16 protein-coding genes, 1 pseudogene and 1 riboswitch are annotated in these 18,387 nt (G+C 63.8%); of the genes and pseudogenes, 5 read left to right on the forward strand and 12 right to left on the reverse strand.

From position 1 onward, the window contains the following. Positions 1 to 92: 92 nt before the first annotated feature. From ribA to ABE456_RS08685, 3 genes are read left to right on the forward strand one after another with little or no spacing between them, the layout of a single operon-like run. Positions 93 to 710, forward strand: coding sequence for a GTP cyclohydrolase II (gene ribA, locus ABE456_RS08675; RefSeq protein WP_346643518.1), 618 nt, complete (start codon positions 93 to 95; stop codon positions 708 to 710). Next, positions 707 to 1,126, forward strand: a complete 420-nt coding sequence (locus ABE456_RS08680; RefSeq protein WP_346643519.1) for an MFS transporter — start codon at positions 707 to 709, stop codon at positions 1,124 to 1,126. Before ribA ends, ABE456_RS08680 begins: the two co-directional genes overlap by 4 nt. After that, complete coding sequence (locus ABE456_RS08685) at positions 1,126 to 1,938, forward strand: cobalamin-binding protein (RefSeq protein WP_346643520.1); 813 nt, start codon at positions 1,126 to 1,128, stop codon at positions 1,936 to 1,938. The genes ABE456_RS08680 and ABE456_RS08685 overlap by 1 nt, the downstream gene beginning before the upstream one ends. Here ABE456_RS08685 and ABE456_RS08690 read toward each other — a convergent pair. The 5 genes from ABE456_RS08690 to ribB all read right to left on the reverse strand — a co-directional run bounded on the left by ABE456_RS08690 (position 1,916) and on the right by ribB (position 7,881). After that, entirely contained in the window at positions 1,916 to 3,757 is a 1,842-nt protein-coding gene (locus ABE456_RS08690; RefSeq protein WP_346643521.1) for a TonB-dependent receptor, read from the reverse strand. The genes ABE456_RS08685 and ABE456_RS08690 overlap by 23 nt on opposite strands. A 121-nt stretch (positions 3,758 to 3,878) precedes the next feature. Then, positions 3,879 to 5,774, reverse strand: coding sequence for a 1-deoxy-D-xylulose-5-phosphate synthase (dxs, locus tag ABE456_RS08695; protein ID WP_346643522.1), 1,896 nt, complete (start codon positions 5,772 to 5,774; stop codon positions 3,879 to 3,881). Between the two features lie 193 nt (positions 5,775 to 5,967). Further along, the gene (gene ispA, locus ABE456_RS08700) at positions 5,968 to 6,855 is read right to left on the reverse strand and encodes a (2E,6E)-farnesyl diphosphate synthase (protein ID WP_346643523.1); all 888 of its coding nucleotides are present in this window, start codon (positions 6,853 to 6,855) and stop codon (positions 5,968 to 5,970) included. Continuing rightward, on the reverse strand, positions 6,852 to 7,094 hold the full coding sequence (locus ABE456_RS08705; RefSeq protein WP_003255380.1) for an exodeoxyribonuclease VII small subunit: 243 nt from the start codon (positions 7,092 to 7,094) through the stop codon (positions 6,852 to 6,854). Before ABE456_RS08705 ends, ispA begins: the two co-directional genes overlap by 4 nt. Positions 7,095 to 7,230: 136 nt before the next feature. Then, positions 7,231 to 7,881 carry a 3,4-dihydroxy-2-butanone-4-phosphate synthase gene (ribB, locus tag ABE456_RS08710; protein ID WP_346643524.1) on the reverse strand — a complete coding sequence of 217 codons (651 nt, stop codon included), beginning with the start codon at positions 7,879 to 7,881 and terminating at the stop codon, positions 7,231 to 7,233. Between the two features lie 80 nt (positions 7,882 to 7,961). Continuing rightward, positions 7,962 to 8,103: riboswitch (FMN riboswitch) on the reverse strand. Between the two features lie 90 nt (positions 8,104 to 8,193). Here ribB and ABE456_RS08715 point away from each other — a divergent pair. Continuing rightward, on the forward strand, positions 8,194 to 9,399 hold the full coding sequence (locus ABE456_RS08715) for an RtcB family protein (RefSeq protein WP_346643525.1): 1,206 nt from the start codon (positions 8,194 to 8,196) through the stop codon (positions 9,397 to 9,399). Between the two features lie 83 nt (positions 9,400 to 9,482). Here the strand turns inward: ABE456_RS08715 and ABE456_RS08720 are convergent, their stop codons facing one another. The 3 genes from ABE456_RS08720 to ABE456_RS08730 all read right to left on the reverse strand — a co-directional run bounded on the left by ABE456_RS08720 (position 9,483) and on the right by ABE456_RS08730 (position 12,506). Beyond that, positions 9,483 to 10,385 carry an alpha/beta hydrolase gene (locus ABE456_RS08720; RefSeq protein WP_346643526.1) on the reverse strand — a complete coding sequence of 301 codons (903 nt, stop codon included), beginning with the start codon at positions 10,383 to 10,385 and terminating at the stop codon, positions 9,483 to 9,485. 82 nt (positions 10,386 to 10,467) lie between these two features. Continuing rightward, positions 10,468 to 11,814 carry a sensor histidine kinase gene (locus ABE456_RS08725; RefSeq protein ID WP_346643527.1) on the reverse strand — a complete coding sequence of 449 codons (1,347 nt, stop codon included), beginning with the start codon at positions 11,812 to 11,814 and terminating at the stop codon, positions 10,468 to 10,470. Further along, positions 11,814 to 12,506 (reverse strand): response regulator transcription factor, encoded by a 693-nt coding sequence (locus ABE456_RS08730; RefSeq protein ID WP_346643528.1) that lies wholly within the window; start codon positions 12,504 to 12,506, stop codon positions 11,814 to 11,816. Before ABE456_RS08730 ends, ABE456_RS08725 begins: the two co-directional genes overlap by 1 nt. Before the next feature lie 181 nt (positions 12,507 to 12,687). Between ABE456_RS08730 and ABE456_RS08735 the strand changes: the two genes are divergently transcribed. Further along, the gene (locus tag ABE456_RS08735) at positions 12,688 to 14,865 is read left to right on the forward strand and encodes a TonB-dependent siderophore receptor (RefSeq protein ID WP_346643529.1); all 2,178 of its coding nucleotides are present in this window, start codon (positions 12,688 to 12,690) and stop codon (positions 14,863 to 14,865) included. Positions 14,866 to 15,201: 336 nt separating this feature from the next. Here ABE456_RS08735 and ABE456_RS08740 read toward each other — a convergent pair. The 4 genes and pseudogenes from ABE456_RS08740 to ABE456_RS08755 form a co-directional block, all read right to left on the reverse strand. Continuing rightward, positions 15,202 to 15,903: pseudogene (locus tag ABE456_RS08740) on the reverse strand (helix-turn-helix transcriptional regulator). Between the two features lie 185 nt (positions 15,904 to 16,088). Further along, complete coding sequence (gene ppa, locus ABE456_RS08745) at positions 16,089 to 16,616, reverse strand: inorganic diphosphatase (RefSeq protein ID WP_003255365.1); 528 nt, start codon at positions 16,614 to 16,616, stop codon at positions 16,089 to 16,091. 93 nt (positions 16,617 to 16,709) lie between these two features. After that, a complete protein-coding gene (locus ABE456_RS08750) occupies positions 16,710 to 17,525 on the reverse strand; it encodes a M90 family metallopeptidase (RefSeq protein ID WP_346643530.1) in 816 nt (271 codons plus the stop codon). 9 nt (positions 17,526 to 17,534) lie between these two features. Then, positions 17,535 to 18,182 carry a DedA family protein gene (locus tag ABE456_RS08755; protein WP_346643531.1) on the reverse strand — a complete coding sequence of 216 codons (648 nt, stop codon included), beginning with the start codon at positions 18,180 to 18,182 and terminating at the stop codon, positions 17,535 to 17,537. Between the last annotated feature and the right edge of the window lie 205 nt (positions 18,183 to 18,387).

Raw genomic sequence — 18,387 nt, forward strand, 5'->3', positions numbered from 1 at the left:
TCTTAACCCACGGTATTCAGCCAGCCCACAGCCCCCAAGCTGCTGATACAATCGGCCCACGAGAAATTTTCAACTTATTCCAGGAGCACAACGTGCCCGTCGTCTTTGTTGCCGCCTCTAAACTTCCGACTCCCTTCGCGACCTTCACCATGCATGGCTTCCTCGATGAAGCCACTGGCCGTGAGCACGTGGTGCTCAGCCTGGGTGACATCGCGGACGGCCAGCCGGTGCTGGGGCGCCTGCATTCCGAGTGCCTGACCGGCGATGCCCTGTTCAGCCAGCGCTGCGACTGCGGCTCGCAGCTGGAAGCCGCGCTGCAGGCCATTGCCCGTGAAGGCCGTGGCGTGCTGCTGTACCTGCGTCAGGAAGGCCGTGGCATCGGCCTGTTGAACAAGATCCGCGCCTACGAGCTGCAGGATGGCGGTGCCGACACCGTCGAAGCCAACGAGCGCCTGGGCTTTGCCGCCGACCAGCGCGACTACGCCATGTGCCTGCCGATGCTCGAGCACCTGGGTGTGAAGGCGCTGCGCCTGATGACCAACAACCCGCGCAAGGTCAAAGCCCTGACCGACATGAACATCGTGGTTGCCGAGCGCGTGCCGCTGCACACCGGGCACAACCCGCACAACCGCTACTACCTGGCGACCAAGGCCGGCAAGCTCGGCCACATGCTGGGCAACGAACACCAGGGCGAGGTGCCCCAGGCGTGACCCGCGCCGAGGTCAAGCGGCGCCTGGCACTGGCCTGGTGGCAGTACCTGGCGGTGGGCCTGGTGCCGCTGCCGGTCATGGCTTGGGCATTCGGTGGCGGTGATGCGCTGATCCCGGTGCTGGCCATGCCGCTGTTCATCGCCGGCGCGGCAACCATGTTCCTCAGCCTGCCGCGCTTTGGCGCCTACAAGCGTGCACTCATCGCCACCTCCAAGGTGCTTGGCACCGGCGAAGAGCCCGCCGCCTGGATCGAACTGGCGCGGGTACGCCGCCAGGCCATGCTGTATGCCTGCTTCCCGGCCTGGGTCGCCGCACTGTCGGTGCTGGTTGGCCTGGAAGCGGTGCCGCAAATCCTGCTGGCGGTGTCCACCGTGGTGGTGTTGTACCTCTATCGCATTCCGCGCCAACTCGGCTGATGCGCCTGCTGCCCGGCCTGCTGGCGCTGTTCGCCTGCACCGCACTGGCCAGCGAACCCCTGCGGGTCGTCAGCCTGGCACCCTCGATGAGCGAGATCATGCTCGAACTGCAGGCCGACGACCTGCTGGTGGGTGTGCTCGACGGTGGCGAGCGGCCGGCGGCGCTGCGCGACCTGCCGTCGGTCGGGCGACAAGGGCAACTGGACATGGAGCGCCTGCTCAGCCTGCGCCCCGACCTGTTGCTGCTGTGGTCGGGCAGCGTACCGCCAGCCCAACGCGACCAGCTCAAGCGCCTGGGCATTGCCACCTTCAGCGCCGAACCCCATGACATCGACCAGTTGGTCGAACAGATCGAAGCCATTGCCGTGCGCATCGGCCGTGCCGAGCAAGGCCACCAGTATGCTCAGGCCCTGCGTGACCGGCTGCGGCAGCTGCGCCAGCAGTATCGGCGTGACGAGCCTTTGCAGGTGTTCTACCAGGTTTGGGACCGGCCGTTGTACACCCTGGGTGGCCGGCAGGTGGTAAGCGACGCTTTGGCCGTGTGTGGGGCGCGCAATGTCTTTGCAGACCTCAGCCAACCGGCGCCGCAAGTGAATGTGGAGTCTGTGCTGCTGCGCAATCCGCAGGTCATTCTGGCCGGCGACCAGGCACAGCTGGCGAGCTGGAAGGCCTGGCCGCAACTGCGTGCGGTTGCCGATGAACGCTTGCTGGTGGTGCCCGACAAAGGCCTGGAGCGCCCCAGTGGGCAGATGATCGAAGCCACTGCCCGCTTGTGCGCGTTGCTAGCGGCTAAAGCGCCGGCGTCCAGGTGACGCTGAACAGCCAAGTGCGGCCTTCTTCGCGATAGCCGTAGTTGTTGCCCAAGTGGTTGTAATGGGTGCGGCTGTACTGCTTGTCCAGCACGTTATCCAGCTTCAGGTCGAGCGTAAGCTCGCGACTCGCCATCCAGCTTCCACGCAAGCCCAATGTGCCATAGCCACTGATTGAGTCGGTATTGGCTTCGTCGTTGTAGCTACTGCTGGCTGTTTGCCAGGAAGCGCCAACAGCAAATCGGTCGAACTGGCGGTCGACGTCCAGGCTTAATGTGCGTCGAGCCCGGCGGGCGAGGGTATGACCGTTTTCCCGGTTGCGCGGGTCGATCAGTGCCAGGCCCAGTTGAGCTGTCCAGCCATTCCATTCCTGGCTCAGGGCCATCTCGAAACCATTGATGCGGGCGGAGCCAACATTCACGGGTTGGTCGGCGTAGTCGATCGCGTCCCGCAAGTCGGTGCGGTACAGCGAGGTTTCCAGCTTGCTGCTTTCGCTCAGCTGGCTGCGCCATTGCAATTCGTAGCTTTTCGAGTGCTCGGGCTTGAGGTGCGGGTTGTTGTAGCCGGGGAAGTACAGGTCGTTGAAGGTGGGTGCGCGGAAGCCTTCGCTGTACGACAGCAATACATCATTGGCCTCGTTCATCGGCACGGTCAGGCTGCCGCTCCAGGTGGTCTGCCCACCGAACTGCTGATTCTTGTCGTGGCGCAGGCCAAGCTCGGTGGAGAAGTGGTCGCCATGAAAGCGATGCTGGGCAAACAGCGCACGGTTCCAGCGGCTGTCTTCGGTGAAGTCCGCACTTGCATGGACACGGTCTTCATACCAGTCGCCACCCAGCAGCAGGCTGTTACGTTCATCCAGGGCCAGGTTGTTTTGCCAGGTGGCCTGGTCGCGGTAGGTATTGAACGGAGAGCTTGAATGGCTGAGCTTGTCTCGGCTGTCGTCGCGGTTTTCGCTGTGGGCCAGTTCGAACCGTGTGTTCCACTGCTCGGTGACCTGGGCATCCAGATAGCTGCCGATACTGCTGACGGCGAATTTCGAATAAGGCACTTGCGGGCTAGAGCCGCGCGGCTCGTCGAATTCGTGGCGGCCACGGCTGTCGAGCAGGTTCAGGCCGGCCTCGAAGCGTTCACCAAAGGTGTGGCTGAGGCTCAGGTTGAATGACTTGTTGCGGTAGGCGTCATGGTCATTGTCGCTGGCATACGACGGCCCGGTCGAGTCGATGCCGGCCGTTTCATCCAGGCTAGCGCCGAGGTTGAAGCGGGTAGCGTCGTCACCGCCAGAAAGCCCCAGGCTGCGTTGGAAGGTCTGGTTGCTGCCGGCGGCCATGCGCAGCCGTGGCTGCAGGCCGGGGCCATTGCTGCGCCGGGTGAAGATCTGGATCACTCCACCAATGGCGTCGCTGCCATACACCGCCGAGCGCGAACCGCGCAGCACTTCCACCCGCTCGATCTGGTCGACATCGAGAAACTGCAGGCCGCTGTCGCCCGAGGTGGCGTTGGCGATGCGCACGCCGTCGACCAGCACCAGGCTTTGTGCGGCTTTGGTACCGCGGATGAAGATGCCCGGCAGGCTGCCACGGCCACCGGTGGGTGCCACTTGCACGCCCGGCACGCGGGTGAGCAGGTCGGTGACGCTGGTGGGTTGCAGGCGGTCGATGTCGGTGCGGGTGAAGACCGTGTTGGCGGCGCTGGTGGCGGTGCGCGACTCGACCTGGCGGCTGGCGCTGATCAGCACGTCGGGGAGCTTGAGGGCGTCGTCGCGTTCGGTGGCCAGTAACGGCAGGGGGAGGCAGAGCAGGGTGGCGAAGCTTGGGGCTTTCATGGGCAGTACCATTTTGCGAGGGCTGCGCCCTCGATCGCGACACAAGGCCGCTCCTACAGAAATGCGCGATCCCTGTAGGAGCGGCCTTGTGTCGCGATGGGCCGCAAAGCGGCCCCGGGGATTACAAGCCGAGCTTGGCCATGCGGGCTTTCACCGAAGCCTCGATCCCGGCCGCATTGAGCCCACACTCGGCCAGCATTTGCGCAGGCTTGGCATGCTCGACATAGATGTCCGGCAGCCCAAGGTGCAGCAGCGGCTTGACTACGGCTTCACTGGCGAGGAACTCACCCACCGCAGCACCGGCGCCGCCCATGATGGCGTTCTCTTCGATGGTTACCAGCAGCTCATGGCTGCCAGCCAGTTCCAGCACCAGGGCCTCGTCCAGTGGTTTGACGAAGCGCATGTCGACCACCGTGGCGTTGATCTGCTCGGCAACCTGCATGGCCTCGGCCAGCTGCACGCCGAACACCAGCAGGGCAACTTTTTCACCTTGGCGGCGGACCACACCCTTGCCGATTTCCAGCGGCTGCAGGTCACCGCTGATCGGTGCGTTGGGGCCGGTACCGCGTGGGTAGCGCACCGCCGCCGGGCCATTGTACAAGTGGCCGGTGCTGAGCATCTTGCGCAACTCGTTCTCGTCGCTTGGGGTCATTACCAGCATGCCCGGGATGCAGCGCAGGTACGACAGGTCGTAGCTGCCGGCGTGGGTCGGGCCGTCTTCGCCGACCAGGCCGGCGCGGTCGATGGCGAACAGCACGTCGAGGTTCTGCACCGCCACATCATGGATCAGCTGGTCGTAGGCGCGCTGCAGGAAGGTGGAGTAGATCGCCACCACCGGCTTGCTGCCCTCGCAGGCCATGCCGGCCGCCAGGGTCACGGCATGCTGCTCGGCAATCGCCACGTCGAAATAACGCTCCGGGTAGCGCTCGCTGAAGTCGACCAGGTCGGAGCCTTCCTTCATCGCCGGGGTAATGCCCACCAGGCGGTTGTCGGCCGCGGCCATGTCGCACAGCCACTGGCCGAACACCGCGGAGTATTTCGGGCCGCTGGCTTTCTTCGGCGCGGCGGGTTTGTCGGCCGGTTCCAGCTTGGTGATGGCGTGGTAGCCGATCGGGTCGATCTCGGCCGGGGCGAAGCCCTTGCCCTTCTTGGTCACCACGTGCAGGAACTGCGGGCCCTTGAGGTCACGCATGTTGCGCAGGGTGGCGATCATGGTCGGCAGGTCGTGGCCGTCGATCGGGCCGATGTAGTTCCAGCCCAGCTCTTCGAACAGCGTGCCCGGCACCAGCATGCCTTTGGCGTACTCCTCGGTGCGGCGGGCGATTTCCCAGGCGCCCGGCAGGCGCGACAGCACTTTCTTGCTGCCTTCGCGCATGCTCGCGTAGGTGCGGCTGGAGAGGATCTTGGCCAGGTAGTTGGACAGGCCGCCGACATTGCGCGAAATCGACATGTCGTTGTCGTTGAGGATCACCAGCATGTTGGCGTTGACTTCCTGGGCGTGGTTCAACGCCTCGAAGGCCATGCCGGCGGTCAGGGCGCCGTCACCAATCACCGCGATCGACTTGCGTGCGCTGTTCTGCAGGCGGGCGGCAATGGCCATGCCCAGGGCGGCGCTGATCGAGGTGCTGGAGTGGCCGACGCCGAAGGTGTCGTACTCGCTTTCGCTGCGGCGCGGGAAGGCGGCGATGCCGTCCTTCTGGCGCAGGCTGAGCATGCGGTTACGGCGCCCGGTGAGGATCTTGTGCGGGTAGGCCTGATGGCCCACATCCCACACCAGTCGGTCGTCCGGGGTGTCGAACACATAGTGCAGGGCGATAGTCAGTTCGATGACGCCCAGGCCGGCACCAAAATGCCCACCGGTCTGACCCACGGTGTAGAGCAGCTCCTGGCGCAGCTCGTCGGCCAGGGTCTCCAGGTCGGCTTCGGCCAGCCGGCGCAGGCCGGCAGGCGTGTCAGCGCGGTCGAGCAACGGCGTGACCGGGCGTTCGCGGGGGATCTCTTGAAACGTCGTGGGCATCAGGCGAGTCGTTATAGGTGTGTGAAGACGCGGCAGTTTACCCCATTGTAGGAAATACTGCCCATTCAACCACGGGTTACGCGGCCCCCTGTGGGAGCGGGTTCATCCGCGAATGCGATCTTGAATTTGCCGATGCATTCGCGGCGGTTCGGCGTTCCGATGAACCCGCTCCCACAGGGATAGGTTAAGCTGTTTAGTTGCGGCGTTCGACGATGTAACGTGCCAGCGCCCGCAGTGGCTCGGCCTTTTCGCCGAAGCCTTCCAATGCGACCAGCGCCTGGTCGCGCAGTTCGATCGCATAGGCCTTGGCCGCTTCCAGCCCCAGCAGGGCCGGGTAGGTCGGTTTGTCACGAGCGATGTCAGCACCTTGGCGTTTGCCCAGGGTGGCGGTGTCGCTTTCTACGTCGAGGATGTCGTCCTGCACCTGGAACGCCAGGCCGATGGCTTGTGCATAAGTCTGCAGGGCATCCAGCTGCGCCTGTTCGGCGCGGGCGCTGGCCAAGGCGCCGAGGCGCACGCTGGCTTCAATCAGCGCACCGGTCTTGTGCCGGTGCATGAACTCCAACGCCAGCTGGTTCAGCTTCAGGCCTACCGAGCCCAGGTCGATGGCCTGGCCGCCGACCATGCCGGCTGGGCCGGCAGCCTTGGCCAGGGCCTGGACCATGGCCAGGCGGATGCTGTCGGCCTGCGGGCTCAGCTGCGGGTCGAGCAGGGCGCTGAAAGCCAGGCTCTGCAAGCCGTCGCCAGCGAGGATGGCGCAGGCTTCGTCAAAGGCTTTGTGGGTAGTTGGCTGACCGCGGCGCAAGTCGTCGTCGTCCATGGCCGGCAGGTCGTCATGCACCAGCGAATAGGCATGGATCAGCTCTACCGCGCAGGCCGCGCCGTTGGCCTGTTCGGCCGGAGCACCCAAGGCTTCGCAGGCCGCGTAGGCCAGCAACGGGCGTACGCGCTTGCCGCCGTTCATCACGCTGTAGCGCATGGCGGCGTAAAGGCGTTCGAGTTCCTTGGTCGGTGCGACGAACAGCGGTTCGAGGGCCGCGTCGACCCGCGCCTGGCAGCTGGCCTGGTAGGTGCCGATCATGCTTCCGGCTCCGCGTCGAAGGGCTGGGCAGCCAGTTCGCCATCGCGTTCCAGCAGGATTTGCACCTTCTGTTCGGCCTGGGCTAACGCGCCCTGGCAATCACGGGTCAGGGCGATGCCTTGCTCGAAGGCGGCCAGCGACTCTTCCAGCGACAACTCGCCGTTCTCCAGGCGCTCGACCAGTGCTTGCAGGTCTGCGAGGGATTGCTCGAAATCGAGGGAGGCTTTTTTGCGGGCCATGGCGACTGTCTCGGTGGCATTCAGAACGGCGCGACACTAGCAGAGCAGGGCGGGGGGAGCAAACTTCAGGGGCAATGAGGTGGGTTTCAAGGGCCCTTTCGCGGGCAAGCCCGCGAAAGGGCCCCAAGTTGGTGGATCAGGCAGGCTCTGCTTCCAGCTCCAGCATCGCCTCACGGTACCGCGCCAGCTCTTCGATGGTCAGCACCGGCAAGTTGTACTGCCGCGCATACACCGCCACCTGCTCGCCACGGGCCATAGTGCCATCGGGGTTCATCAGTTCGCATAGCACCGCTGCCGGGCGCAGGCCGGCAAGGCGGGCCAGGTCCACCGAACCTTCGGTATGCCCACGGCGGGTGAGCACGCCGCCATTGCGGGCACGCAGCGGGAACACATGCCCCGGGCTGACGATATGGCGTTGCTGCGCAGTGGAGCGCAATGCCGCAGCAATGGTGGTAATGCGGTCCTGGGCGGAAACCCCGGTGGTGATACCTTCTGCCGCCTCGATGGTGACGGTAAAGCCGGTGCCGTGGCGGGCCTGGTTGTTTTGCACCATCGGTGCCAGTTGCAATGCGTCGACGGTGGCTTCGTCCAGGCACAGGCAGACGATGCCGCTACAGTCGCGAATCATCATGGCCATGGTCTGCAGTGAAATGTTCTCGGCGGCGGCAATGATGTCCGCTTCGTCCTCGCGGTCGTCATCGTCGAGCAACAGCACAGGGCGCCCGGCCTGGAAAGCGGCAATGGCGGCGGAAACATTGGGGAATTGCGCGTGGTGCTGGGTGGACATGAAACGCTCCTCGTGAATGATCGATGAACGTCTCGGGGCGAACAAAATGCGCGCGCAGGGGCGCCCGGATGGCCCCTGCCTGACGCCTTCTTTCATCCGGACTATGACCGTCGGCTCTGGAGTTGCACCAGATCTGCTGACCCCCGGCATGGCCGGGGCGCTCGCGGGCTCATCTTTCGATTTACCGCCGGTGGGGACTTTCACCCCGCCCTGAAGACCCGCCAAGCATACAGCACATTGCCACCCCGCTGACAACCCACGGCTCTACGACCTTTGGCGGTATCATTGGCTATGCATTCTAGGAACAACCCCATGGACATTCTCCAGGTCGCCGGCGGCAAGCCGGTCAAATTGTGGACCGACGGTGTGCCGGTTGAAGACGACGCCCGCAAGCAACTGCTGAATACGGCCAGGATGCCGTTCATCTTCAAGCACCTGGCAGTGATGCCGGACGTGCACCTGGGCAAGGGCTCGACCATCGGCAGCGTGATCCCCACGGTCGGCGCGATCATCCCCGCAGCGGTTGGCGTGGACATTGGCTGCGGCATGATCGCTGCGCGCACCTCGCTGCACGCCCGCGACCTGCCAGACAACCTGCACGGCCTGCGCAGTGCCATTGAACAGGCGGTGCCGCATGGCAAGACCTTCGGCAAACGTGACCAGGGCGCCTGGGCCGATGTGCCGGGCAAGGCGGACAAGGCCTGGGGCCAGCTGGCCGGGCGTTTCAAGGCCATTACCGATAAATACCCGCGGCTAGAGAAGACCAACAACCGCCATCACCTGGGTACGCTGGGTGGCGGCAACCATTTCATCGAGGTATGCCTGGATGAAGCAGACCGCGTCTGGTTCATGCTGCACAGCGGTTCACGTGGCGTGGGCAATGCCATTGGCAACCTGTTCATCGAGTTGGCCCAGGCCGATATGCGCCAGCACCTGGCCAACCTGCCGGACAAGGACCTGGCGTACTTCGAGGAAGGCAGCCGCCATTTCGCCGACTATGTCGAAGCCGTGGAGTGGGCGCAGGACTACGCCCGGCAGAACCGCGAGCTGATGATGCTGGCTGTAGTCGGCGCGGCTCGCAAAGCGTTGGGCAAACCGTTCGAGGCCAGCCTGGAAGCGGTTAACTGCCATCACAATTATGTGCAGCGTGAGCAGCATTTTGGCCGCGAAGTGTTGGTGACGCGCAAAGGCGCGGTATCGGCGCAGAAGGGGCAGTTGGGCATCATCCCCGGTTCCATGGGGGCCAAGAGCTTCATCGTGCGTGGGCTGGGCAATGAGCAGTCATTCTGTTCCTGCAGCCATGGCGCAGGCCGGGTAATGAGCCGGACCAAGGCCAAGAGCCGCTTCACTGTCGAAGACCAGCGGCGGGCCACGGCGCATGTGGAGTGCCGCAAAGACAAAGACGTGATCGACGAGATCCCGATGGCGTACAAGGACATCGATGCGGTGATGCGTGCGCAGCGGGAGCTGGTTGAGGTGGTGCACACGTTGCGGCAGGTGGTGTGTGTGAAGGGCTGACAAGTTTGCTGCCTGTGCCCAAAATTCAGCCTTGGCGAAGAACCTGTCGGAGCGGGTTTACCCGCGAAGACGCCGGCACAGGCTTACCGCGACATCCCTTCAACCACCCGTTTCAGCGAGGCCGGCAACATCGGCCCATGCCCCAGCCCGTCAAACCGCTCGAACCGCACCTGCAAGCCCGGCACCTTGGCCAAGTCTGCCACCAGCTCCCGCGCCGGCCGCTCCACATCCCCCTGCACTGGCATGCGCGGGTTCGCCGGCTCTTCACTGCCGCGCATCAGCAACAACCGAGGCCGGCTGCTACCCAAGCGCTGGCCAAGGCCCTCTGCCTCCCGCACGATCGCCCCGTCATGCCACCACAGCGAAGGGCTGGCAGCCGCAAAATCGCTGAATTCCCCAGGCCGGGTGAACAGCGCATGCAATACCGCCAACCCGCCATAGGAGTGCCCCCACAGTGTTTGCCGCCGCAGGTCGACCGGTGCCACGGTAGCCACCATCGGCCGCATGCGCTCGCTCAGCAGATCAAGAAACGCGTCCACGCCGCCACTGGGCTGCCCAGTCAGTGGATCACGCTGTTCAGCCTGCCCAGGCAAGGCCGGGGTGTAGTCATAAGTGCGCCCAGCCCGCTCGATGCGCTGCTCGGTCTGGTAACCCACAGCTACCAGCAACGGCGCCTGGCCTGCGGCAAGGTTTTCCAACTGCTGGCTGTCCAGTGCGCCCAGCGCAGCATTGCCATCGAGCATCCACAGCACCGGGTAGCCTGCCGCTGGCGTCGGGCGGTTCGGCTTGCCAACCCACAGGCGGTAATGTCGCTGGCCATCGGCCGAGTCCAGGTCCAGCTGGCTGAAGCGGTAGGCCAGGTCCTGACGCTGCAGCAGCGACGTATCCATCTTCTGTTCGTGGTCGGGCTGCGCGAGGGCAACATGGGCCGCAAGGGGCTCTGCCAAGATCAGGGCCAGCGTCAGGGCCAGGGTTATCTTGCTCATCAGGCGTCTCGTCAGGGCTTTGCAAGGAGCGCAAGGCTGGAGCGCCCAGATGATAATCAGTCCTGATTGGGCGTAAAGCGCATTAACTTTCTAAACAGTCCAGGGCAATCGGCAAGGTCATGTGCAGGCACAGGCCTGGGTGACCATTGCTGGCCCACAAGCGGCCGCCTTGCAGTTCGATGGCGCGGCGGGCGATGGCCAGGCCCAGGCCGAAGCCGGCGCCGCTGCCGGCCAGGCGCTGGTAAGGCTGGAAGATGTGTTCAAGGTCGGCGTGCGGTACACCGGGCCCCTGGTCGCTCAGGCGCAGGTGCCAGCAGTCGCCTTCGCGCCAGCCATCCAGGCTGACCCGGCCTTCGGCCGGCGAATGGCGAATGGCATTGCGCATCAGGTTTTCCAGGGCCTGGGCCAGGCTGTCCAGGTGGGCCTGCACCAGGCATTCGGTACCGAGCGAACACGGCAGGCGCGCACGGTCCCAACCGCTTTCGAAACAGACGTCCTGGCACAGTGCCTCCCACACGGAAACCAGCAACACTGGCTCGGTCGGCAAGTTGGGTTGTTCGGTGTCCATCCAGGCCAGGTCCAGCGTGTCCTCCAGCAGCGTCTGCATGTCGGCGACTTCGCGGTCCAGGCGTTCACGTAGCTGCAGCGGTGGCAAGTCGCTGTCATGGGCGATACGTAGCCGTGCCAAGGGCGTGCGCAGTTCGTGAGACAACGTGCGCAGCAGCAGGCGTTGCTGCTCAAGGCTCTGGCGCAGGCGCCCGGCCATGTGCTCAAAGGCCTGCGCCAGTTCGCCCAGCTCGTCACGGCGTTCCTGCAGGGGCAGGGCGGGGCTGTTCAGGTCATCGGCACGCAGGGCGTCGGCGCGGTCACGCAGGCGGTTCAGCGGCACCACCAGGTGGCGATACAGCGCCAGGCCCAGTAGCAGCGCGAGCAGCGCGGGGGCAAGGCCGTGGGTGACCAGGTGGGTCCATGGCGTCAGGCCGGTGGGTAGCAGGTGTTCGGGCAGCTGCATCACGAGGCGGCCGTTTTCGGGGTGTTGCGGGAACTCGATGCTGACGTAGGGCAGCTCATCCTGCAGGCGCCGGCTCATCGGCCAGTCGAGTTTGCGCATGAACGTCAGGTGGCTGGCTTCCTCGGCACTCAGCGGCGTGGTGCCAAGGCTTTGCAGGTGTGGGCCGATCACCGCCACCCAAGTGTCTTCAGCCCGCTCCAGCTGCCTGCGCCAGGCCTCTGCGCCGGCCGCGCCGCCTTGTTCCCAGGCCTGTTCGGCCTGTTGCGCATAGCGGGCCAGGTAGCCTTGGTCGGCCTGGGACAGGAAGTACGTACTGCGCTCCACCGACAGGCCCCAGGTCCAGATCAGCCAGACCAACAACAGGCAGAAGCTGACCTGCAGTACGGCCAGTTTCCACAGCAATGGGTGGCGGCGCATCAGGGCTGCTCCGTGTCGACCAGGATGTAGCCCTGGCCGCGTACGGCCTGAATCTGCAGGTGCTGGGCACTGATGTCGGCCAGTTTGCGGCGCAGGTTGCACACATGCACATCCAGGCCGCGATCCAGGCGGGTATAAGCCCGATGCAGCACAGTCTGGTACAGGAATGGCTTGCTCAAGGCTTCGCCGGGGTGGGCCCGCAACGTGGCGAGCAAGCGGAATTCGGAGGCGGTAAGGCCAGCGGCGTTACCGTTGTGGATAACGTCCTGGCGGTCGTGGTCCAGCTTCACCTCGCCGACGTCGGCACGCAGCGCCGTACCGCGATCAAATGCCACACGCCGCAGCAAGGCATCAACCCGTGCGTTCAGCTCGGCCAGGCTAAACGGCTTGGGCAGGTAATCGTCCGCACCACGGGTAAAGCCACTGATGCGGTCCTGCTCGGCCCCCAGCGCCGACATCAGCATGACCGGCACCGCCTGCTGGCGGCGCAACTCGTCGAGCAGGCTGAGGCCGTCGATACCCGGCAGCATGATGTCCAGCAGCACCAGGTCGAATTGCGCTTGCTGTATGGCCTTCAGGGCCTGGGTGCCGCTGGCGCAGGCATGCACCCGAAAACCGCGATTGCGGAAATGGCGTTCCAGGTCCTGAAGCAGGCGTGGGTCGTCTTCAGCGAGGAGAAGTGAGGTGGGCACGGCGAGCCTTGAATGAGAACTTCTATCAGTTGCAAATCATCCCACTGCGGGTGGGGAGAGGGCAACGCCCTGATGTGTTAAGAAGGTTAATGATGCTGCACCCCCGTTTTCCCTCCGGTATCGTTCGCAAAAAGCAAAGTATTTCATTTGCGAATTACTATCATTTGGGTAAGGGTGTGTCATGAACGGTTATAAAGGTGTGGGGAGCTCGCGACGGGTGCGGGGCTGGCTGGTGCTGGGGTTGCTGGCGCCGTTTTCGTTGTCGGCACTGGCCGAAACGGTGGCGACCCAGGCGGCGGCCGACGATAGCTCGCTCGACCTGCCGGCATTGACCATCGAAGGCAACCGCCTGTACGACATGCTGCCCTCGGAAGAAACCGGCGGTTACAGCGTCGATGCCGCTACCGTGGGCACCAAGACGCCTGCCGCGCTTAAGGACATCCCGCAGTCGATCACCGTGTACACCCAGGACTACGTCAAGGACCGTCAGTTCGTGCACCTGGATGACCTGGCCAAGTACACCGCCGGCCTGCGTACCCTGACCAACGACAGCGGCCGCTCGTCGATCTACGCCCGTGGCTACGAGTACAGCGAGTTCAACATCGACGGCCTGCCGGCGCCGATGGCCAGCATCTTCGGCACCGTGCCGTCGCTGGCGGCGTTCGACCGGGTTGAGATCATGCGTGGCCCGGCCGGGCTGTTCAGCAGCACCAGCGAGCTGGGCGGTATCGTCAATATGGTGCGCAAGCGCCCGACCGCCGAGTTCCAGGGCCATATCGAAGGCAGCTACGGCACCTGGGACACCAACCATGAAGAAATCGACCTGAGCGGGCCTCTGGACGATGCCGGCCGTGTGCGCGGGCGTTTCATCGCCTCGCGTGACGACACCAATGGCGAGGTCGATTACAACGCCAATACCAGCAACAGTTACTATGGCGCGCTGGATGTCGACGTGGACGACGCCACCACACTGTCGTTTGGCCTGATCCACGAAGTGAAGAACATCACCCCGCACAACGGCTACCCGGCCACACTGTCCGGCGAGGTGCCCGACTTCAGCCACTCGCGCTTCCTGGGGGCGGACTGGAACTACTTCGACGGCAAGACCACCGACCTGGTCGCCGAACTGACCCACCGCTTCGACAACGGCGGCTACGGCCGTGTTGCGGCCCGTGGTTCGCACCGCGACACCAACTACCTGTACGCCTTCACCGCGACCAACGCTACTACCGGAGCCAACTCCGAGCGCGCCAGCGCCCGCGATTTCACCCAGGACACTTACTCGCTGGACGCCAGCTACAGCCAGCCGTTCGAAACCTTCGGCCAGGTCAGCGAATTCGTGCTCGGCAGCGACTACAAGAACTACGACACCGAGTACCTCAATGGCACCACCAATCTGGGCGCCATCAACGTCAACACGTATTCGCCGAAGCAGTTCGCCAAGCCGTCGCCCAACTACAGTACCGAGACTGGCATGCAGGAAGAGGAATACGGCCTGTACTCCAAGGTCACCTTCCGCCCGGTCGAGCGCCTGGCGCTGATCGCAGGTGGCCGCTTCAGCTGGTATCGCGGTGACTTCTACACCACCACCCTCAGCAGCGGCGCGACTACAAATGACAGCAAGCGAGTGGACGGCCATTTCACCCCGTATGGCGGCCTGGTCTATGACCTGACCGACAACCACGCGCTGTATGCCAGCTACTCGCAGGTGTTCAAGCCACAGTCCGACACTGACAGCAACGGCCGGGTGCTGAAGCCGCGCGAAGGCGAGCAGTACGAGTTCGGCCTGAAGAGCAGCTACTTCGGCGGCGACCTGAATACCCGCTTCTCGGTGTTCCGCCTGACCGACAAGAACCGCGCCACCACGGTGTACGACGCTGACGGTGTGGCTACCACCGACTCCGTTGCATCCGGCAAGACACGCGTGAAGGGCGCCGAAGTGGAGGTGAGCGGCAAGCTGACGCCGAACTGGGAGCTGTTGGCCGGCTATACCTGGATGGAAACCGAAACCGTCAAGGGTGATACCGAAACCACCTTCTTCATCATGCCGCGCAACCAGGCTTCGTTGTGGAGCAAGTACACCATCAGCCAAGGGCCGCTGACCGGCCTGGCGATTGGTGGCGGTATTTCGGCGATGAGCAACTTCTACTCCGAAAATGGCGGTGTGCGTATCGATGCACCGGGCTATGCCACTGTAGATGCGATGCTGTCGTACCCGGTTACCTCGAAGCTGACCGCCACCTTCAACGTCAACAACCTGTTCGACCGGGACTACCTGTCGAGGGTGGGGTCGACCTCGACGTTCAACTTCTATGGGCCGTCGCGGAGCATGATGGTTGGGGCGCGGTATGACTTTTGATCTGGGTTGTAGCTGACAGGTTTACGCCGACGGGGTTGTTGCGCCTGTGACGTCGGCCAGGTGGGGCTGGCTTGTCGGCGATGCGCCTGGCGATTTTGATGGGGGCATTAAAAAGCCGGCTTGTGGCCGGCTTCTCGGGGACGCTTCCGACTAATTTATGGTAAGCCGCAATCGCCTTAACTGTGTGGCCATCAAGGGCCTGAAAGAGATGGCAGATGCCCGTGTGGGATATCGCCGAGCCCTCTGGACCGCGGCTCGCGCCGGTCGGGGCTGAATGTGCGGCGTAGCATACAAGGGCGAACGCAGGATGCCCAGCAAAAAATGGCACAGGTTGTTTCAGCCGGGCCGCTGCTGGCGGAAATGCGACCAGTGGAATACCCAGCCGAGAATCTCCAGGCCCTGCGCCTGGCGCTGCGCGGGGGTATAGCGTTCGACCGCATAGTTGCGCCGGTCATGGCTGTGCAGGTACAGCGTGCCGTGCTGGCTGAGGCTGAGGTTGTTCACCCTGAGCGTGCCGTTGTGCAGCAAGGCATAGGTCTCGCCCTCGACCACCTGGGTCATGCCCAGGTCAATGGCCAGGGTGGCCTCCAGCGGTATCAGCGGCACCATGTTGCTGGCAACCATCGCCATGCAGATGGCGTTATCGCCACATACACCCAACCCTTTCAGCGCTTTTGCGGGCAAGCGCAGGTGTTTGCCCGCAACTGGCGAAAGCACGCCGTTTTGCAGTTCGTAAAAAGGCACCTGCATTACCCGGCCGCGATGTACCTACAGCGGGGTAGGTGGGTGGGCAGGTGCCGGCCGTGGCGGGCAGTGGCGCAGGATCGAGTTGGGGTGCTTGGGCCCTTCGCCTGTACGCAGCCAACGACGATGAACACAGAACAGGTCGGCCAGCTCGTCCAGCCGGGCCAAGGGCACACCGCGGTTGAACCAGTTGTTGACGTGCTGCGGTGTGACGCTGCGCAGGGCGGCGAAATCGGAAGGGGTCAGGCCACATTCATGGAGAAGGGCTTTGAGGCGGTCGCCAGAATTGTTCATGCGGCGAGTGTAGCGGCGGTGGGCCAGCAGGGATATGAACCGGGTGTTGACGGGATTTGTGTGAAAAGTGCCGGTTTGTAGGGCGTTGGTGTAGGACTGCGTAGGACTTTTTACCGGTAATCACCGCATCGCTCATTCGGGCATAAAAAAACCCCGCCAAGGCGGGGTTTTTCCTGCAATCGGTATCAGCCCTTGTAGGCAGCAACCGATTTGGTGATCGCGGCACGGGCGGCGTCGGCGCCTTCCCAACCTTCGATCTTGACCCACTTGCCCTTCTCGAGATCTTTGTAGTTGGCAAAGAAGTGCTCGATCTGCTGGATCAGCAGGGCTGGCAGGTCGGTGTATTCCTTCACGTCAACGTACAGCTGCGACAGCTTGTCGTGAGGAACAGCGATGACCTTGGCGTCGCCGCCGCCGTCGTCGGTCATGTTCAGCACGCCAACCGGACGGGCACGGATAACCGAACCTGGGGCTACCGGGTAAGGGGTAACCACCAGCACGTCCAGCGGGTCACCGTCGTCAGCCAGGGTGTTCGGGATGAAGCCGTAGTTGGCTGGGTAGAACATTGGGGTAGCCATGAAACGGTCGACGAACAGGGTGTCGCTGTCCTTGTCGATCTCGTATTTGATCGGCGCGTGGTTGGCCGGGATCTCGATGGCGACGTAGATGTCGTTCGGCAGGTCTTTGCCCGCCGGAATCTTGCTGTAGCTCATTGGGCAGTGCCCCCGTGTTTGACCAAAAAAGTGGCGGCGATTATAGGCACATTCTGCCGGGGCATGCCACGCCTGGCCTGATGTGCGGCCCCGTCAGGCGTGGCTTTCGCGGTATTCGGGGTGTTCGGCCTGCAGCCGCAGCAGGCGCGCCAGCGGGTCCTGGCGGTAGAACAGCGACAACTGGCGGTAGACCTGTGGATAAGCCTGTTGCAGCAGGTCGGGGGCACTAAAGAAGTACTCGCTGGTAACGGCAAAGAACTCTGCCGGGTTTTCCGCGGCATAGGGGTCGATGGCGGTTTCGGCGTCGGGGTTGGCGTCCAGCTGGCGGTTGAGGTCGTCGTAGGCTTGCTGCATGGCCGCTGCCCATTCATCCACCGGCATGCCGCTGTGCAGCGGCGGCAGGCCGTTGGCATCGCCGTTGAGCATGTCGAGCTTGTGCGCCAGCTCATGGATGACCAGGTTGTAGGCTTCCCAGCCACCACTGGCCAGCACGCCGTTCCAGGCCAGGATGATCGGGCCCTGTTGCCAGGCCTCGCCGCTGTGCTCGCCGTCCCACACGTGCTCCACGCCACTGGCATCGCGGTGGCGTTGCGGGCTTTTGAAATCGTCGGGGTACAGGATGATTTCGTGAAAGCCCTGGTACCAGTTCAGCTCGCCCAGCTGCAGTAGCGGCAGCTGGGCCTGGGCCGCCAGCAACAGGCGCTGCTCGTCGTCCAGCTCGACGCCGGGCAGGCAGGTGAGGTGCTTGTCGAGCAGAAACAGGATGCAGGCTTCGCGCAGCCAGTGGTCTTCTGCGTCACTGATGCCGTCCAGCATCGGCAGGCGCTCGCGCACTGCCTGCCATTGCTGTGGCGTAATCGGGTAGCGCGCCAGGGTGCGCTTGCGCCGCCAGGCGCTGAACGACCACATGGTGCTCGGTCAGTGAGCCTTGGCCGCACGGCCCAGGCGGCCACGCAGCAAGCCGAGGAGCATCGGCACCAGCGACAGGATGATGATGGCCACAACCATCAGCGACAGGTGCTGCTTGATGAATGGCACGTTGCCGAAGAAGTAGCCCAGGGTGACCAGGCCACCGACCCACAGCAGCGAACCGGCGACGCTGAAGCCGAGGAAGCGCGGGTAATGCATGTGGGCGATGCCGGCGACGAACGGCGCAAAGGTACGCAGAATGGGCAGGAAGCGCGCCATGGTCACGGTCTTGCCGCCGTGGCGTTCGTAGAAGTCGTGGGTACGCTGCAGGTAGTCGCGGCGGAAAATTTTCGAGTTGGGGTTGTTGAACAGCCGTTCGCCGGCGGTTCGGCCGATCACGTAGTTGGTGCTGTCGCCCAGGATCGCGGCGGCCATCAGCAGGCCGGCCAGCAGCACCGGGTCCATGCCGCCACCCGCGGCCACGGCGCCAGCGATGAACAGCAACGAGTCGCCAGGCAGGAAGGGCATGACCACCAGCCCGGTTTCACAGAAGATCACGGTGAACAGGATGGCGTAGATCCAGGGACCGTAATTGGTGACCAGCAGATCGAGGTAAGCATCGAGATGCAGGATAAGGTCCAGCGGGTTGAAATCCATGTACAGCACCTGTGTTCTTGGGCGTAGGCTCGGTTACCTGGGGATGGGTACATTTTCACACATGACAGGTGGGGCATTATACGGCTAAGTCGGGAACATGCCCGGGGAGTTTGTAGCGGGGGGTTACGATGAAGGTGCAATCCTGTGCTGGCCTCTTCGCGGGTAAACCCGCTCCCACAGGATCACCATAGGCCTGGAGGTAGTG

The organism is Pseudomonas sp. TWI929 (assembly GCF_039673335.1).
GTDB lineage: Bacteria > Pseudomonadota > Gammaproteobacteria > Pseudomonadales > Pseudomonadaceae > Aquipseudomonas.

Excerpts from the sequence above, each read along its gene's own strand:
- ABE456_RS08705 (WP_003255380.1), bottom strand. The coding sequence starts at position 7,094 with ATGGCCCGCAAAAAAGCCTCCCTCGATTTCGAGCAATCCCTCGCAGAC.
- ABE456_RS08715 (WP_346643525.1), top strand. The coding sequence starts at position 8,194 with ATGGACATTCTCCAGGTCGCCGGCGGCAAGCCGGTCAAATTGTGGACC.
- ABE456_RS08685 (WP_346643520.1), top strand. The coding sequence starts at position 1,126 with ATGCGCCTGCTGCCCGGCCTGCTGGCGCTGTTCGCCTGCACCGCACTG.
- dxs (WP_346643522.1), bottom strand. The coding sequence starts at position 5,774 with ATGCCCACGACGTTTCAAGAGATCCCCCGCGAACGCCCGGTCACGCCG.
- ABE456_RS08755 (WP_346643531.1), bottom strand. The coding sequence starts at position 18,182 with ATGGATTTCAACCCGCTGGACCTTATCCTGCATCTCGATGCTTACCTC.
- ABE456_RS08690 (WP_346643521.1), bottom strand. The coding sequence starts at position 3,757 with ATGAAAGCCCCAAGCTTCGCCACCCTGCTCTGCCTCCCCCTGCCGTTA.
- ABE456_RS08720 (WP_346643526.1), bottom strand. The coding sequence starts at position 10,385 with ATGAGCAAGATAACCCTGGCCCTGACGCTGGCCCTGATCTTGGCAGAG.
- ABE456_RS08725 (WP_346643527.1), bottom strand. The coding sequence starts at position 11,814 with ATGCGCCGCCACCCATTGCTGTGGAAACTGGCCGTACTGCAGGTCAGC.
- ABE456_RS08750 (WP_346643530.1), bottom strand. The coding sequence starts at position 17,525 with ATGTGGTCGTTCAGCGCCTGGCGGCGCAAGCGCACCCTGGCGCGCTAC.
- ABE456_RS08735 (WP_346643529.1), top strand. The coding sequence starts at position 12,688 with ATGAACGGTTATAAAGGTGTGGGGAGCTCGCGACGGGTGCGGGGCTGG.
- ppa (WP_003255365.1), bottom strand. The coding sequence starts at position 16,616 with ATGAGCTACAGCAAGATTCCGGCGGGCAAAGACCTGCCGAACGACATC.
- ispA (WP_346643523.1), bottom strand. The coding sequence starts at position 6,855 with ATGATCGGCACCTACCAGGCCAGCTGCCAGGCGCGGGTCGACGCGGCC.
- ribB (WP_346643524.1), bottom strand. The coding sequence starts at position 7,881 with ATGTCCACCCAGCACCACGCGCAATTCCCCAATGTTTCCGCCGCCATT.